Origin of the sequence: Marinobacter sp. F4206, from assembly GCF_019392195.1 — a bacterium.
GTDB lineage: Bacteria > Pseudomonadota > Gammaproteobacteria > Pseudomonadales > Oleiphilaceae > Marinobacter.
On record NZ_JAHXKI010000002.1, the window covers coordinates 1,058,280 to 1,074,633 of the forward strand.

The 16,354-nt window shown below is 57.5% G+C and carries 15 protein-coding genes and 1 other RNA gene; 10 read left to right on the plus strand and 6 right to left on the minus strand.

Going from position 1 to position 16,354, the window contains the following annotated elements; translation table 11 throughout:
- Positions 1–34 precede the first annotated feature (34 nt).
- Together dnaK and grpE are read right to left on the minus strand one after the other, a co-directional pair.
- Positions 35–1,960 (minus strand): molecular chaperone DnaK, encoded by a 1,926-nt coding sequence (gene dnaK / locus KZO34_RS07290; protein ID WP_219475086.1) that lies wholly within the window; start codon positions 1,958–1,960, stop codon positions 35–37.
- Positions 1,961–2,051: 91 nt separating this feature from the next.
- Positions 2,052–2,654: a nucleotide exchange factor GrpE gene (grpE, locus tag KZO34_RS07295; RefSeq protein ID WP_219475089.1), complete on the minus strand. Its 603-nt coding sequence runs from the start codon at positions 2,652–2,654 to the stop codon at positions 2,052–2,054.
- A gap of 283 nt (positions 2,655–2,937) precedes the next feature.
- Here grpE and recN point away from each other — a divergent pair, with 283 nt between their 5' ends.
- Entirely contained in the window at positions 2,938–4,617 is a 1,680-nt protein-coding gene (gene recN, locus KZO34_RS07300; RefSeq protein WP_219475094.1) for a DNA repair protein RecN, read from the plus strand.
- 79 nt (positions 4,618–4,696) lie between these two features.
- Here recN and fur read toward each other — a convergent pair whose 3' ends face one another.
- Positions 4,697–5,107: a ferric iron uptake transcriptional regulator gene (gene fur, locus KZO34_RS07305; RefSeq protein ID WP_219475097.1), complete on the minus strand. Its 411-nt coding sequence runs from the start codon at positions 5,105–5,107 to the stop codon at positions 4,697–4,699.
- Between the two features lie 121 nt (positions 5,108–5,228).
- Here fur and KZO34_RS07310 point away from each other — a divergent pair, with 121 nt between their 5' ends.
- Positions 5,229–5,555, plus strand: coding sequence for an outer membrane protein assembly factor BamE (locus tag KZO34_RS07310; protein WP_219475100.1), 327 nt, complete (start codon positions 5,229–5,231; stop codon positions 5,553–5,555).
- Positions 5,556–5,563: 8 nt separating this feature from the next.
- On the opposite strand, the gene KZO34_RS07315 is transcribed toward KZO34_RS07310, so the two are convergent.
- From KZO34_RS07315 to KZO34_RS07325, 3 genes are all read right to left on the minus strand, one after another.
- Entirely contained in the window at positions 5,564–5,845 is a 282-nt protein-coding gene (locus KZO34_RS07315; RefSeq protein WP_219475103.1) for an RnfH family protein, read from the minus strand.
- The gene (locus KZO34_RS07320) at positions 5,845–6,288 is read right to left on the minus strand and encodes a type II toxin-antitoxin system RatA family toxin (protein WP_219475107.1); all 444 of its coding nucleotides are present in this window, start codon (positions 6,286–6,288) and stop codon (positions 5,845–5,847) included. Before KZO34_RS07320 ends, KZO34_RS07315 begins: the two co-directional genes overlap by 1 nt.
- A 67-nt stretch (positions 6,289–6,355) precedes the next feature.
- The gene (locus KZO34_RS07325) at positions 6,356–7,987 is read right to left on the minus strand and encodes a sodium-dependent transporter (protein ID WP_219475111.1); all 1,632 of its coding nucleotides are present in this window, start codon (positions 7,985–7,987) and stop codon (positions 6,356–6,358) included.
- A gap of 180 nt (positions 7,988–8,167) precedes the next feature.
- Between KZO34_RS07325 and smpB the strand changes: the two genes are divergently transcribed.
- The 8 genes from smpB to KZO34_RS07365 all read left to right on the plus strand — a co-directional run bounded on the left by smpB (position 8,168) and on the right by KZO34_RS07365 (position 16,278).
- Positions 8,168–8,647 carry an SsrA-binding protein SmpB gene (gene smpB, locus KZO34_RS07330; protein WP_219475114.1) on the plus strand — a complete coding sequence of 160 codons (480 nt, stop codon included), beginning with the start codon at positions 8,168–8,170 and terminating at the stop codon, positions 8,645–8,647.
- Positions 8,648–8,786: 139 nt separating this feature from the next.
- A complete protein-coding gene (locus KZO34_RS07335) occupies positions 8,787–10,211 on the plus strand; it encodes a wax ester/triacylglycerol synthase family O-acyltransferase (RefSeq protein ID WP_219475116.1) in 1,425 nt (474 codons plus the stop codon).
- Positions 10,212–10,296: 85 nt separating this feature from the next.
- Positions 10,297–10,661, plus strand: a transfer-messenger RNA (tmRNA) gene (gene ssrA / locus KZO34_RS07340).
- Positions 10,662–10,861: 200 nt separating this feature from the next.
- Positions 10,862–12,097, plus strand: coding sequence for a tyrosine-type recombinase/integrase (locus KZO34_RS07345; protein ID WP_219475119.1), 1,236 nt, complete (start codon positions 10,862–10,864; stop codon positions 12,095–12,097).
- Between the two features lie 152 nt (positions 12,098–12,249).
- Positions 12,250–13,056 carry a hypothetical protein gene (locus tag KZO34_RS07350; RefSeq protein ID WP_219475121.1) on the plus strand — a complete coding sequence of 269 codons (807 nt, stop codon included), beginning with the start codon at positions 12,250–12,252 and terminating at the stop codon, positions 13,054–13,056.
- A gap of 143 nt (positions 13,057–13,199) precedes the next feature.
- A complete protein-coding gene (locus KZO34_RS07355) occupies positions 13,200–13,427 on the plus strand; it encodes a helix-turn-helix transcriptional regulator (protein WP_219475124.1) in 228 nt (75 codons plus the stop codon).
- Positions 13,424–14,404, plus strand: a complete 981-nt coding sequence (locus tag KZO34_RS07360) for a toprim domain-containing protein (RefSeq protein WP_219475126.1) — start codon at positions 13,424–13,426, stop codon at positions 14,402–14,404. The genes KZO34_RS07355 and KZO34_RS07360 overlap by 4 nt, the downstream gene beginning before the upstream one ends.
- Positions 14,401–16,278, plus strand: a complete 1,878-nt coding sequence (locus KZO34_RS07365; protein ID WP_219475129.1) for a DUF927 domain-containing protein — start codon at positions 14,401–14,403, stop codon at positions 16,276–16,278. The genes KZO34_RS07360 and KZO34_RS07365 overlap by 4 nt, the downstream gene beginning before the upstream one ends.
- Positions 16,279–16,354: the final 76 nt, after the last annotated feature.

Sequence of the window (16,354 nt, forward strand, 5' to 3'; positions counted from 1 at the left end):
CCCGCGTTTTCCAACTGCCTGATGTACGTCAGAATTACCGCTTGTCGTCGTCTTTGACTTCTTCAAACTCGGCGTCGACGGCGTCGTCAGCCTGCTGGGCCTGAGCATCTTCCTGCCCGCCAGCTTGCTCGGCCTGCGCGCCCTCTTCTGCATACATCTTCTGAGCCAGCTCCGAAGAGACTTCCGTCAGCTTCTGGGTCTTGGCTTCAATGTCGTCCTTGTCCGATCCTTCCAGGGCGGTCTCGAGCTCCTTGATGGACGCCTCGATAGACTCTTTCTCGCTGTCACTGACCTTGTCGCCGGCTTCGGTCAGCGTCTTGCGAACGGCGTGAACCATCGCATCACCCTGGTTGCGAACCTGGACCAGTTCCTCGAACTTGCGATCTTCCTCGGCGTTGGCCTCGGCGTCCTGCACCATCTTCTCGATCTCGTCATCGTTCAGACCGGAAGACGCCTTGATCACGATGGACTGTTCCTTGCCAGTCGCCTTGTCTTTTGCAGACACGTTCAGGATCCCGTTCGCGTCGATGTCGAACGTCACCTCAATCTGCGGCACACCCCGCGCTGCCGGCGGAATGTCCGCCAGATCGAAACGACCCAGTGATTTGTTCTGGGCGGCTTGCTTCCGCTCACCCTGAACCACGTGGATGGTAACGGCAGTCTGATTGTCATCCGCTGTGGAGAACGTCTGCGATTTCTTGGTCGGGATCGTGGTGTTCTTGTCGATTAGCGGAGTCGCCACGCCGCCCATGGTTTCGATACCCAGGGTCAGCGGCGTCACATCCAGCAGCAGCACGTCTTTCACGTCGCCGGAAAGTACGGCGGCCTGGATGGCAGCACCCATGGCCACGGCTTCATCCGGGTTCACGTCTTTGCGAGCGTCTTTACCGAAGAACTCCTTAACCTTTTCCTGCACCAGCGGCATGCGGGTCTGACCGCCGACCAGGATAACCTCGTCGATTTCGCTTCCGCTCATGCCCGCATCTTTCAGGGCCACTTTACACGGCTCAAGGCTGCGCTGAACCAGATCTTCTACCAGCGACTCGAGCTTGGCGCGGGTCAGCTTGACGTTCATGTGCTTCGGACCGCTGGCATCGGCCGTGATGTACGGCAGATTCACGTCAGTCTGCTGGCTGCTGGAAAGCTCGATCTTGGCCTTCTCACCAGCTTCCTTCAGACGCTGCATCGCCAGGGAGTCGCCGCGCAGGTCAATGCCACTATCCTTCTTGAACTGGTCGGCCAGGAACTCAATGATCTTCAGGTCGAAATCTTCACCGCCCAGGAAGGTGTCCCCGTTGGTGGCCAGAACTTCAAACTGGTGCTCGCCATCAACATCGGCAATTTCAATGATGGACAGGTCGAAAGTACCGCCACCAAGGTCATATACCGCCACGGTACGATCGCCACTCTTCTTGTCCAGGCCATAGGCCAGGGCTGCGGCGGTCGGCTCGTTGATAATGCGCTTCACGTCCAGACCAGCGATCTTACCGGCATCTTTGGTGGCCTGACGCTGACTGTCGTTGAAGTAAGCCGGCACGGTGATCACCGCCTCGGTCACTTTCTCGCCAAGGTAATCTTCGGCGGTTTTCTTCATCTTCTTGAGCACTTCTGCAGACACCTGAGGTGGCGCCATCTTCTCGCCTTTCACCTCTACCCAGGCATCACCGTTGTCCGCCTTGGCGATCTTGTACGGCACCATTTTGATGTCTTTCTGAACGACATCGTCTTCGAAACGACGACCGATCAGACGCTTGATGGCGTACAGGGTGTTATTCGGGTTGGTAACAGCCTGACGCTTCGCAGACTGGCCTACCAGCGTTTCGCCGTCATCGGTGTACGCGATGATCGACGGGGTCGTGCGATCACCCTCGGCGTTTTCAATAACCTTGACCTTGTCACCATCCATGATGGCAACACAGGAGTTTGTTGTTCCCAGATCGATACCAATAATCTTGCTCATTGAGTCACTCCAATTCTTCTGAATGCTTTCCCGGAGAGTATTGCCCCGGCTTTCGCCATTTACTGGCTATATTGGCGCTTTAATCGGCTTTTCAAGCCTGCTCATCAATTTTTGGTGCATCTTCTGCCTTGGCGACCATCACCATGGCCGGACGTACAACACGGCCATTCAGCAGATAGCCCTTCTGCACCACAGCTACAACACTGTTTGGCTCGGCATCGGGAGCCGGCACCATGGACATGGCTTCGTGCTGCTGGGGGTCAAACGGCTCGCCAACCGGGTTGAGCTGCTCGACGTTGAATTTGCCGAGACTGTTCATGAACAGGTTGAGCGTCATTTCCACACCCTCCCGGATGGACGCGACCAGCTCACCGGTATTCTCATTGGCTTCAGTGCTTTCGACCGCCTTTTCCAGGCTGTCCGCAACCGGCAGCAATTCCTTGACGAACTTTTCCAGAGCGAACTTGTGCGCTTTCTCGACGTCGATCTCGGCGCGCCGGCGGACATTCTGCATCTCGGCCTGGGAGCGCAGCATCTGCTCCTGGGCTTCCTTGACCTGGGCCCGCAAAGCATCAACCTCGGAATCTTCGCCCTCGACAAACTCGTCTTCCGCCTGCGCTTCTTCCGCGGCAGCCTCGGTCGCCCCTTTCAATTCGTCTTCTACCTGTTCGTTGCGGTTTTCGTCGGTGCTCATGACCACTCCTGCTAACTATCCGGCGGCCGACATCAACTCGGCCGATTCAACATGACTTCCGACCGCAGCGAGCCGGAAAAATGTAGTTGCGAACGGATATGGGGCCCAGCTTGCAGGTTTCAACCACCCCACCCGTCAATCCGACAGAAATTCGTCCCGAGCAATTTGCAAACAACAAGAACCCTGTATATATTCACAGTCACTGTATGAAATCACAGTATTCGGCTAGCCCCTGATCCGGGAGGGTCCGCCAGGCATTTCGAAGGACGCGGAGGTTTTCTGCATGCTCACACAGCTCACGGTTTCCAATTACGCCATTGCCGAACGGGTGGAACTCCAGTTCAGCAAAGGCATGACAGCCCTGACCGGAGAAACCGGTGCCGGCAAATCGATTGTCCTGGACGCCCTCGGGCTGGCGATGGGCGGTCGTGCCGACGCGGGCGCAGTTCGCCATGGAGCCAAGCGTGCAGACATTACCGCCACCTTCGATGTCTCAGACATCCCTGAAGCCGCTCAGTGGCTTGAAAGCCACGAGCTGGATGATGACAGCGACTGCATCCTGCGCCGCGTGATCAGCAAGGACGGACGTTCACGCGCCTACATCAATGGCCAGCCCTGCCCGCTGGCCCACCTGAAAGACCTCGGCGGCCTGCTGATGGATATCCACAGCCAACACCAGCATCAGTCGCTGCTGCGCAAAGAAACCCACCGAAAACTGCTGGACGAATTTGCTGGCGTGGAAAGTCTCGCTGCGGACACCCACATTGCCTGGAAAGCCTGGAACCAAACCCGAAACCGCCTGACCGAGCGTCAGCAGAATGCCGACGAGACCGAAGCAAAACTGCAGCTGCTGCGCTACCAGGTCGAGGAACTGGACCGGCTAGCACTGGAAGATGGAGAGCAGGAACAACTGGAACAGGAACAAGCGCAACTGAGCCAGGCCGACGCGGTGCTACACAGCAGTCATCAGGCCGCCTTGCTCTGTACGGAAGAAGAAACCAGTGCAGCAGACATGGTGCGCCAGGCACTGCAACAACTGGAGCAACTGCCAGTGGACGTTCCCGCCCTGGCTGACACCATCCAGATGCTGAACGAAGCCCAGATCCAGATCAGCGAGGCCGGCGACAATCTGCGCCGCTTCGTGGACGACTACGAGGCCGACCCGGAACGATTGGCCCAGGCCGAGGAACGACTGAGCGCAATCTACCAAATGGCCCGCAAGCATCGGATCACCCCGGAAGAACTGCCGGAACTGCACCAGCGACTGTCTGCGGAACTGGCAGAGCTGGACGGCGGCGCCGGCAGCCTCGAACAGTTGGAAGCGGAACTGGTAAAGCAACGCAGCGCGTTCGACGAACTCGCCGGCAGACTGACGGAAGCACGCGAACAGGCGGCGGTGGAGCTGGATCAGCGCATCGCCGAGGAACTGGCACAACTGAGCATGCCAACGATGCAGTTCGTGACCCACCTGAACCGCAACGCCAAGGATGAGCCCGCCCCCCATGGCCAGCAGGACATCGAATTCCTGGTCAGTGCCAACCCCGGGCAACCGGCTCGCCCGCTGGCCAAAGTTGCCTCCGGCGGCGAACTTTCGCGGATCAGTCTCGCCATTCAGGTCGTGGTGGCCCAGACCTCAACCACACCAACCCTGGTCTTTGATGAAGTGGACGTGGGCATTGGCGGTGGCACCGCCGAAGTGGTCGGTCGGCTGCTACGGAGCCTGGGTGAAAACGGACAAGTTCTGTGCGTGACCCATCTGCCGCAAGTGGCGGCGCAGTGCCATCAGCACCTGTTTGTCAGCAAGTTTACCGAAAGGGACGCAACGTTCTCGAAAATTGAAACACTGGACGATCAGGGAAGGATCAGTGAAGTGGCACGCATGCTGGGCGGCGTCGACATGACCGAGCACACCATTGCACACGCCAGGGAAATGTTTTCCAAGGGGCAGGCCACCCACCACTGAGGCCACTCTCCCACAACCTCTACCCCTCTCGATCCTGAGAGCTGTTGGGGCGGGTGATTCACCCGCCCCTTTTTTATACTTATGATTTGATCGGTTTTACGTAGAGGATCAGGCTGTGATCAACGATCTCGTAGCCGCGCTCCTCGGCGATCTTTTTCTGGCGCTCTTCGATGACGTCGTCAACGAACTCAATGACCTCGCCGGTCTGTGTACAGACCATGTGGTCATGGTGATCATCGCCAGCCATCTCGAAGACCGCGTGACCGCCCTCAAAGTTATGGCGCAGCACCAAGCCCGCCGCTTCGAACTGGGTCAGCACCCGGTAGACAGTCGCCAGCCCCACGTCATCTCCCTGCTCCAACAGTTTCTTGTAGACGTCTTCGGCACTCAGGTGGTGCTCGTCGGCATTCTCAAGAATATTGAAGATCTTGACTCTCGGCAGAGTAACTTTGAGACCGACTTTTCGTAATTCGGCGTTTTCAGATGACATGTTACTATTCACTCTTTGGTGTGCCTCACGGCTTCCGGTATGATGAAGCCGCCATGAACGGTTACCCCGTGCCACACCTGCCTCTGGCAGGCGATTTCAAGATAGAGGATTTCCCCCGGCGATGCAAAAGCTTACAGCTCTGATTCTCACTCTCATTCTGACCGGATGTGGCTTCCCGGGCGTTTACAAAATCAACGTCCAGCAAGGCAACATTGTGACCGATGAAGAGCTGACCTCCCTCACCGAGGGCATGCCCCGCAGCCAGGTACACGCGGTGATGGGAACGCCGATGATGCTGAACCCGGTTGATGCCTCCCGGGAGTACTACATTTACACCTTTCAGCGCAGTGGCGGGGACATTCGGGAACAGCGCATCATCGTCTACTACGACAATGACCAGTTTTCCCACTACGAAGCCCAGCTTCTGGAAGATACTCCAGCTTACTGACCGGAAACCTAACTCTTCTTCTTGGCCCGGTTCAGGCGCGCCTGTTTTGGGTCAATCTTGAGCGGCCGGTAAAGTTCCACCCGATCCCCGTCACGCAGCTGATGGGCGCCGGGGTCCTTAATCACCTTACCGAAAATACCCATGTCGATGTCATCCGGATCAACTTCCGGGAAAATTCCTACGATCCCCGACAACTTGACCGCCTCAAGTGCGGTGGTGCCCTCAGGCACGACTACCGGTACTATTTCCTGTTTGTCCGGGCGGGCGTAAGCGATCTCAACGTGCGGCATCACAAACCTCCCGAGTACAATTCGTCCGCGCGCTTGCAGAAGGCATCTACCATTGTATTCGCAGCCTGACTGAACACCGTTCCGAAGGCCATGCGAGAGAGCGAGCCGGCAAACTCGAACTCCAATGTCAGGATCACCTTACAGGCATTGTGGTCCAGGGATTTGAAGTGCCAGCGCCCGGTCAGGTTCCGGAATGGGCCGTCCACGAGATTCATCTCTATGGCCTCCGGCATCAGCAGCTGATTCCGGGTCGTCAGGGTGTGCCGCACGCCGCCTTTGGCAATTTCCATGGAGGCGGTCAGTTCCCCGTCATTTTCCTCATGGATCTCGGCGTTGGCACACCAGGGCAAGAACTCCGGGTAACGGGCAACATCGTTCACGAGGTGAAACATCCGCTCCGCGGAGTGCATGACAAGGGCTGTTTTATCAATCTGATGGGGCATTGGAACTGGCTGTCCTGCTTGCAAGCGCTCTCTACAAATAAAGAAGTGCGTGGAAACTCACACCTGATCAAACGCTATGATAAAGGATATCGCCGTCTTTGGGGGCATTTTCCCCCGGGACCGACTCCTTCGTCGGTTGATTTCCCGACCGCGGTTTTTCGGCCGGCGGCTCCATCGGTTGGCCGCCGCCCTCTTCCGTTGCTGCCTGCGGAACCGAGGTGTCCGGCGCCCGCTCGCCAAGCACTGCTTCGCCCTCAATTTCAGACAGCACCGTTGCCGGCTGACCGCACCAGATTCCGTCACTGCCGGAATCGCAAAGATTGGTCAGGGAGAACGTGGTGTACTGGATACCGATGTAGGCAACCACCACCGGTAGCACCAAACGCATCACCCAGAACCAGATCGCTGCGAAAAAGGCCGGGGCCTGCCCCAGGATACGGTGCGACAAGCTCCGGGTAAGCCGCCAGCCGGTGAACACGGAAATCAGGATGGCAACGGCCGGAATCAACAGACCTCCCGTGATGAGTTCCAACCAGCGGAAGACCGTTGCACCGGCAAAACGATCGTCAGCCCAGATGTTGAACGACAGCAGGGAAGCCAGACCGGCGAACCAGACCATCAGGCCCACAATCAATGCAGACCAGCCACGGGGGGCGCCTGTCCATTCCCGAAACCAGCCGACTACCGGTTCCATCAACGCCAGTGAGGTGGTCCATACGATCATCACCACCATCAGGAAAACCGTCGCAATCACGAACTGACTGGCCGGTAGCTGTCCGAGAGTAACCGGCAGCGACACGAACAACAGGCCAAAGCCGCGCTCACCATCAAAACTGCTGCCATCGGTCGCCACTGCAAAGATCATCATACCCGCGATGATGGCCACGAGGGTGTCCATCAATACCACGGCGAGAATTGATCGTTTCAATTGAGTATCGGGTGCCGTGTAGGCGCCGAAAATTGCCCACACCCCCATACCCAGACCAAGAGTAAAAAAGGCGTGAAACAGAGCCGCCTTAACGCTCTCCAGGGTCACGTCCTCCGGGTGCATTTCCAGAATATGGCTCACCGCACCGCCTATGCGGCCGTGCCAGGCCGCCAGGGCAAAGAGCCCCAGCATCAGCAGCAACGTGCCCGGCACCACCACCCTGAGCGTCCGCTCAAGCCCCTTGACCACGCCCTGGATGGATACCCATATCACCAGAATCAGAAACAGGGCGTGCCAGCCCATGAACAGGCGGTACTCCCTGGGATCCGACACCAGGCCTGAGAGAATGGCGGTGGCCCCCCGCTGGTCGACCCCGGAGAACTTATCCATGGCACCAAAGAACACGTAAGCCAGGGCAATGGCCCCGAACACCACGGTAAAGGAGAGCACCAGAAACGCCGCCAGAATGCCCAGACGACCCGCCAGCATCCACGCACCGGACACCTTGGCGCTCCGAATGTAACCATCCATGGCCAGCACGATGCCGTGACGGGAATACCGGCCCAGAGTGGCTTCGGTCACCATCAGGGGCAGCGTTACCAACAACAGGCAGCCCAGGTAGAGCAAGATAAACAGACCGCCACCGTGCAGGCTGGCCAGGTAAGGGAACTGCCACAGGTTCGCCAGGCCCACGGTGGCGCCGACCGCGGCCCAGAAAAAGGTGGTTTTGCGGGTGAAGGACCCGATAGGTGTCTGATACGGCGTAGGCATTCGTGTCCCTGATAGGTTCTGGCAACACATTGTAGCCGATCGACTCGCAGACGCACGACCGGGCAACCCGGATAACGGCGATTTCGTGACCGGTCTGGCACTCCTGAGCTACAATGCGCGTTTTGCCGGCAAAGCTGCCGGCCGATTCGTTCATTCGTCCGAACCCGGATTACCTGATTCATGAGCAAGAAAAAGCCCGGAACGCCGAGCAGTACCATCGCCCTGAACAAAAAGGCGAAACACGAGTACCACATCGAGGAGCGCTTCGAAGCCGGCCTCGCCCTGCTGGGCTGGGAAGTCAAATCGCTACGTGCGGGCAAGGCCCAGCTCACGGACTCCTATGTGTTGCTGAAAAATGGCGAAGCCTGGTTGTTGGGGGCGCACTTCACCCCGCTGGTCGCGGCCTCCACCCATGTGATCGCAGACCCGACGCGCACCCGGAAGCTGCTGCTTCACGCCAAGGAAATTGCCAAGATTATCGGAAAGGTGAACCAGACCGGTCACACCTGCGTGCCTCTCGCCCTGTACTGGAAAAAGAACAAGGTAAAGTGCGAGATTGCCCTGGTGAAAGGCAAGAAAGAATTCGACAAACGCGCGACCGAAAAAGAGCGCGACTGGAACCGCCAGAAGCAGCGCATCATGCGCGACGCCAACGCCTGAGTCTGTTTTCCTCCCAACCTCTCAATATCTGACATCCGTCAAGTGCGACACGCCCCGGTGTGTCGCATACTCACTCTCTTTGCGCATCTTTTCATCAGGCCTATACTCGGGATCCTGATGCTCGGCAAAGGGAATGCTTATGTCATCCACTCGTACACCGATGTCTGCGGTCGATCGCGCCTGGCTGCGCATGGACACGCCAGAGAATCCGATGATGATCTGCGGAGTGCTGGCGCTGGACCGAACGGTTTCGGTCAGCCATCTGAGGCGCATTCTGGAGGAGCGCTTCCTCCGTTTTCGTCGGTTTCGTCAACGGGTGGTCGATAAGGGTGACCGGGCGTTCTGGCAGGACGATCCCCTGTTCGACATCGACAATCACCTGCACCAGATAGCCCTGCCGGGCAATGCCGATAAAGCCCAGCTTCAGAAACTGGTTGGCGACCTGAACAGCACCGCCCTGGATTTCCGCCGCCCGCTGTGGCAAATGCACTATATCGACAATTACCAGGGCGGCAGCGCCTTACTGATCCGTATTCACCATTGCATTGCCGACGGTATATCGCTGGTTCGGGTGATGCTCTCCCTCACCGACCGGACGCCGGAACCGAAACTGCAAAAAGTGGCGTCGGTCTCGCCCTCGCCTGCCCTGAAATCAACGTGGTTCCGCAGCGCCCTCAATCGGGCCGTGGACAATGTGCAGACGGCAAATTATCAGGCCCGCCTGTTTATCCAGTCGGTCCGTGAGGAACCGAATTATCCGGTCAAGCTGGCAACCACGGCAGGCGCGGTTGCCCTCGACCTGCTCAAACTCGGATTGGCCCCCTTCGAGCCGAAAACCGGACTGCGAACGCCGCTTTGCGGTCGCAAACAGGTGGCCTGGGCCGAACCGCTGGACCTGGCTCAAGTGAAAGCCTGCGCCAAGGCACTGGGCGGGACGGTGAACGATGTTCTCATGTGCACCGCCACCGGCGCTCTGCAACGACACTTTGCAGCGCACAAGGAGGCCATTCCGGAGTGCGGCCTGCGCGTTGCCGTGCCCTTCAACCTGCGACCACTGGATCAACCCATCGAGACCCTTGGCAACAAGTTCGGTCTGGTACTGGTACCGCTGCCGGTGGAAGTAGAGGATCCGGTCATGTGCTTCCGCCAGGTTCAGGAGAACATGAACCGCCTAAAGCGTTCTTACCAGGCTCAGGTTACCTACAGCCTCCTTGATTTATTCGGCCGCGGCCCCGACATCCTGGAACGGCGGGCGCTGGACCTCCTGAGCAACAAGGCGTCGGCGGTGCTGACTAACGTGCCCGGCCCCACAGAGCCACTGTATCTGGCCGGCGGAAAGGTCACCCAGCCCATGTTCTGGGTACCCCAGAGCGGCAGCATCGGTATTGGCATGAGTATTTTCAGTTATGCCGGCACCGTTCAGTTCGGCATTACCATGGACAAGAACATCCAGGCAGACCCGGATGCCGTCATGAGGTACTTTCAGGAAAGCTTCGAAGCCCTGAGCCACGTGGCCCTGGCCGGCCGACAGGGCGGACCGGGCGCGCAAGGCCGGGTGGCCTGAGTAAGTACAAGTAGCGGGCGTGAATTACGGAGATTTGGAAAGAACCCTTGAAGTCCGGCAAACCGGACACATATACTGAGCATAAGGGGACGACATGGCTTCGACGCTGGTGGCGAACCCTTGAGTGCATGTCGAGATGGCAGCGAATCTCGTTAATCCAAAGCTGCAATGCAATAGTCGCAAACGACGAAAACTACGCACTAGCAGCGTAAGCTGCTAGTCGTCCTGACTGGGTCGCCCGTAGCCCAGAGCAACATCTCAGGACGTCATCGCTTACGGGATGCTCCGTTAGACAGAGCTCACTGGCTAACGGCTAAGATTTAAAGAGATCGCTTCTTGCACCCTGACCTTCGGGTCGCTTGAAGTTAAATTAATAGAAGGACGCTAAGCATGTAGACCCTCAAGGTTGAGTACTGGCGGACGCGGGTTCAATTCCCGCCGTCTCCACCAAACACAGATTTAGCCGGAACCCACCGGAACCTAAATCACCTCCAAAAGCCCCGCCAGCCGGGGCTTTTCTCGTTTTAACCGTCCAAATTATTCCAACGAGTTCCACTGGAATCCGGATATTATTGTGGGTAACTTTGTGGGTACAAATCGAGCCTAACCACACTGGTTCGCATCCATACCCACAACCACAACGGAAAGCCATGAGCAGAGCGGCCAACAAGCTGACCAACACGGCGGTTAAGAACGCCACAACTGGGGGTAAAGCACAGCGTAAGCTTGCAGACGGTGGCGGGCTGACTCTGGTAGTGAAACCAGAATCAAAAGTGTGGTGGTTCCGATATCGTTACGACGGAAAGGAGAGAACCCTCACCCTCGGCGCATACCCACAAACCTCACTCAAGGAAGCAAGGGCCAAGCGCGACGAAGCAAAGCAACTGTTGGCTGAAGGGATTGACCCCGTTACCCACAGGGCTACCCACAAAACCAAGCGCGTAGAGGCCACCGCTAACACCTTCAAGGCCTTAGCAACCGAATGGCTGGAGGAAGTACACCAGAAAGCCGTAGTAGAAGAACACTACAACCGGAACGTTCGCCGCCTTGAGCAACACGCCTTCCCGAAGCTGGGCCGGCGCCCTATCAGCGAGATAGAACCATTAGACATATTGGAGCCACTGCGGGATGTTGTGAAAACCGGGCGAGTAGAAACAGCCCATAGGGTAAAAACCTTGATTGGTCAGGTATTCCGATACGCAGTCAGCACCGGCCGCGCGCAGCGAGACATGACCGCAGACATACGCGACATCCTGCCCGCCTCGGAAACGAAACATCACGCGGCGGTAGTGACACCAGACGAAATAGCCGACCTCCTCAAACGAATTGACACCTACTGGGGAACCCCGACCGTTTGCATGGCACTGAAGCTATCGCCCCTGCTGTTCCTGAGGCCCGGCGAACTTCGCTCAATGAAGTGGGAACAAATCGACTGGGATGCCGCCACTTGGACAACCGAGCGCACCAAAAACGGAGAGCCGTTGGTGGTGCCACTTGCACGCCAAACAATCGAGCTGCTGGACCAAATCAAAGCGGTTAACGGCAAGTGGGAGTGGGTGTTTCCTGGCGGCCACAGCAAGACCAAACCCATGAGCAACAACGCGATCAGAACTGCCCTGACCAGGCTGGAGCTGCACGGCATCATGTCTGCACATGGATTCAGGGCCATGGCCCGAACCGTTCTCACCGAGCGCTTGGGCTTCCGGGCGGAGATCGTGGAGATGCAACTCGCCCATCGAGTGAAGGACATGCACGGAAGAGCCTATAACCGCACAACCTGGCTACCGGAACGCCGCAACATGATGCAGCAGTGGGCGGATTACCTCGACACACTTAAGGATCCGGAAAATAACCTCAAACCCATAAAGCGGGCGGCCAATAAATAGATATCCAGGCTGGTCTCTATTGAAACCCAGACCCATCGATTCTTCCTATTGGAAAATCAAGTAACCTGTAGGCCTTTAGAGGAACGATTATCGGAAAGAGTAAACAGAGGGGTTAACTGGAAATCCCATCCTGGCAAAATAAGGAAGACTTGGTGCGAGACTATTATTACCTATGTGACCTGCACAACAGCCCCTTCAATCTAACCCTCACTGACGCTCTGTACCTGGGGGCAACAGAAACACTCACGGTTTATACCTTTATCAGCGAGTTGGTTGTGCTAAAGGGGGCTATGAGTGATTCCACCCTCAACACGACTGAGTCGTCAATCTTTGTTCAGGTTCCACCGAGCCTTATCCGGACTATCGAGCGTGATGTTGTCAGCCTATCCAATAACCTCCTGAACACCTCCGAAACTAGCGAGAGTAGTGGCGCTTCACGCGAGTATACGCTGGCACATGCCTACATCGACAGGTGGCTCAGGAGCCCCTTGAAGAGTTCGTCGTTCGAGAATGAACTAGCCAACGGCCCTCTTTGGGTAGATCTCGATAAAGACCCGGGGTACCTTGATTCGCCCATTTTTACCCCAGCTCGCCGTCCCCCTAAGGTAAAGGCTCACGACCTAATCTGCTGGGCCGGCGACCTTCAAACCCTTGCGGATCAAAAAATTATCGAGCGCAGAAATCAGCCCTCCCCCACACGTGACGAGTTGATGGAAGGTTTACCCTCAGATTTTGCAAAGTTGCTCAATGCTCTCGCTGACAACGAACTCTCAGATCTCGAGGCATTGATCAGAGCTTGGCGCCTTTATTGGACAAATGTAGATCGAAGTGACCGCAGCTCCTTTCCCAAAAAGGAAGAGGTCAAAGCGTGGCTAGAAAAACAGGGGCTCAGCAAAAAAAATGCAGATTCAGGCGCAACGATGATTACACCTCGCTGGGCGGCAAACTGGCGCAAATAAATCCCCTCCACCCCTCGAACTCGCTCTATCACTGGGCTAGAGGCAGGGCCTCCACCCCTTGACCTCCAACCCCTACACCTGCTCAAAAACGAATAGAAAGACGAGGATTCCCTGGAACCCAACCGGAACCATGAGGAATCCACATGCAAAAAAACACCGAAACCCTCAAAACCCACCGCCAATATTTGGAGAGAATGCTGCGCCGCACGGAAGTGGAGGCCATCACCGGACGCAGTCGAAGTTCAATCTACGACGGGATCGCCACAGGCACTTTCCCGAAGCCGGTAAAAATCGGAGCCCGCGCCGTGGCGTGGCCCGAATCGGTAATCCGTAACTGGATCGCTGAGCGCATGGAAGGGGGCCAGGCATGATAAAGGCACCCGCCCCCGAAGGGGCAAGGCACCAGACCCGTAACCAGTGTAGCGTCACCACCAGCTGCGCAGATCGGCTGGAGGCCATACGCATCGCTTTGCTGGAGAATGGCATAGAACCAGCCAACCCGGATGACTTCCTATCACAGCTGGCCAACCACGAGGGCCGCTTCATCCGAACCGGCAGCGCCAGCAAGCCTCGCAGTAAGAACGCATGGGGAGTGGCCTACCACTCGAGAGGCTTACCCATCATCGTGATCGCCGGTGACTGGTCAACCGGGGCCGAGATGAAATGGGTAGCCTGGAACGAAAGCAGCATCACACCTGAAGAACGCCGAGAACTGCAACGCAGTATGGCAGACGCCAAACAGGCGAGAGAGGAAGAGCAAGCACGCCAGTGGGAAGCCAAAGCCGCAGCGGCTGCTCGACACTGGCACTCCAGCCACTCCGCAGATCCAGAGCACCCCTACCTTCAAAGTAAGGGCATACAGCCCCACAAAGCCCGCCAGAATGGCTGCGAACTCGTTCTGCTATTGACCGACTTCAACGGCAAAGCTTGGAGCCTACAGACCATAAATGAGGCGGGGAATAAGCGACTGATGGCCGGCGGTAAGAAGGCTGGTCATTTTGTTGTTGTAGATGGCCCGGAATACCCCGCGCGCATTCTTATTTGTGAGGGCTATGCCACTGGCTGCACCCTGGCGGAACTAGACCGAGATGCTCTAGTACTAGCAGCAGTAGATTGCGGCAACCTCAAGGCCGTGGCAACCGGAGCCCGGAACCGCTGGCCTGATGCTGACCTGATTGTGTGCGGAGACGACGACCGCGCCACACCGGGCAACCCGGGCGCAACAGCCGCACGCGCCGCAGCACTGGCCGCCGGGGCAAGGCTTGCCCTGCCCGAATGGCCGCCCGAGGCACCCAAGCACCTTTCCGATTTTAACGACCTGCATGAATGGCTAAGGGGGCAGCTATGAAACCAGACTGCCTGTTTTCGGAGGGAACAGAGGGAACACGGGGAACAAACGCGAACGACGAGGGTTCAAGCGTTCCCTCTTCAGAAAGTTCCGAGGGAACCGAGACCACACTGAAACCGGTCTACCCTTCAGAGCATCCACCAACACATTTACCGGAGCCAGACATTGAGCGCCCGTGTTTCCGGAACCACCCCGACTGGTTTCGTCTCCATCGCACGCCCCAGAAGCCAGGGCTCTACTGGCACGGCACCAAAATCCCCAGAGGAGACAGCGAACCGGAGCCCATAGATGTATGGATCAGCACGCCCCTTGAGGCCGCTGCGGAGACCCGAGATGAAATCGGCAGTGGATATGGCTTGATCCTTCGCTTCTGGGATTCTCAGGGCCGCGTTAAGGAGTGGGCCGCGCCAATGCACATGCTCAAGGGAAGTGGGGAAGAACTGCGAGGAGAGCTGCTGGACAACGGTGTAAGAATAAACCCAAAAGCTCACAGACTGCTCTGCGAGTGGATGATGGAACAGTACCCAGCGAATAGGGTCGTGGCGGCCACGCGCACCGGCTGGAACCGGGACAACACAGCCTTCGTTCTGCCAGGTCGAACCATTGGAGACAACAGCTACCGCTTTCAGTCTGAGCACGCAGCTCACGATGCGTACCTACGACGCGGATCTCTTCAAAGCTGGAAGGAAGAGGTCGGCCAGCTCTGCGCGGGCAACCAGTTACTGATCATTTCGGTGTCATGCGCTTTCGCCGCCCCGTTGCTCAAGATAGCAGCCCAAAGAGAAGCCGGAGGCGCCGGACTCCACCTTCAGGGAGACTCATCCAAGGGTAAAACCACTGCGCTTCAGGCGGCTGCAAGCGTATGGGGCAGCCCGGGCTATGTCATGACCTGGCGGGGAACCGGGAACGGGCTAGAAGCCACCGCAGCCGCCCGCAACGACACTCTCTTGCCCCTGGATGAAATCAGCGAGAGCAACCCAAGGGAAATCGGCACTGTCGTATACGCTTTGGCAAACGGCCAGGGAAAGCAACGCGCTCGGAGAACGGGCGGGGCCCGCGAATCTCAACGCTGGCGGATCATGCTGCTCTCCAGCGGCGAGCGAACACTCAGCAGCCATATGGGAGAGGCCAACCAGAAAACCAAAGCCGGTCAAAGCGCCCGACTACTGGACATTCCTGCTACAAACCGCCGTTACGGCTTGTTCGACTATCTGCACCGTCATAAAAGCGCTCGCGCCATGGCCGACCATTTGAAACAAGCCACCAACCAGCATTACGGCCACGCTGGCCCCGCTTTCGTGGAGGCGGTGCTGGAAGATTCTAGAGATCTGAAACACCACTACGCCGCGATCATGATGAGATCAGAGTTCACGGGAAGAGATGGTTTGGAATCGCGGGCCGCCGGCACTTTCGCCCTGATCGCTATGGCAGGAGAACTGGCCACAGACTACGGTCTCACAGGTTGGGACAAAGGTGCTGCCATTGAGGCTGCCTTAGAAATGTTCGCAGCCTGGCGTGAGAACCGGGGGAAGGAGAAGGATGAGACCAGCCAGATCCTGGCGAGCATCCGCGAATTTATCGCCAAGCATGGGAACGCCCGCTTCGCGCCAAAAGAAGACCCGGATTCGCACCACGGAGCCCGAGAACGTGCCGGATACTGGCTGGAAAGCTCAGGAGGGCGGATACACCTTTTTTTCAGCCATGGGCTTAGAGAAGCCGCAATAGGCTTTGATTTGAAGCGCATTCTGAAAGCCCTGGACGACGCCGGGTGGATTGCTGAACACGACCAGGGGAAGAGCTCGAAAAAGACCCGAATCGGTAGCGACACATTCGGCCTGTACTGGATCAAGCCAGATGAGGGGGCCGATGAATGAGCGTTGAACACATCCTCGAAGCGCTTGGAATCGAAGCCGTTCCCCCTGTTCCCTCAGGGGCAGCACCAAAGGGAAC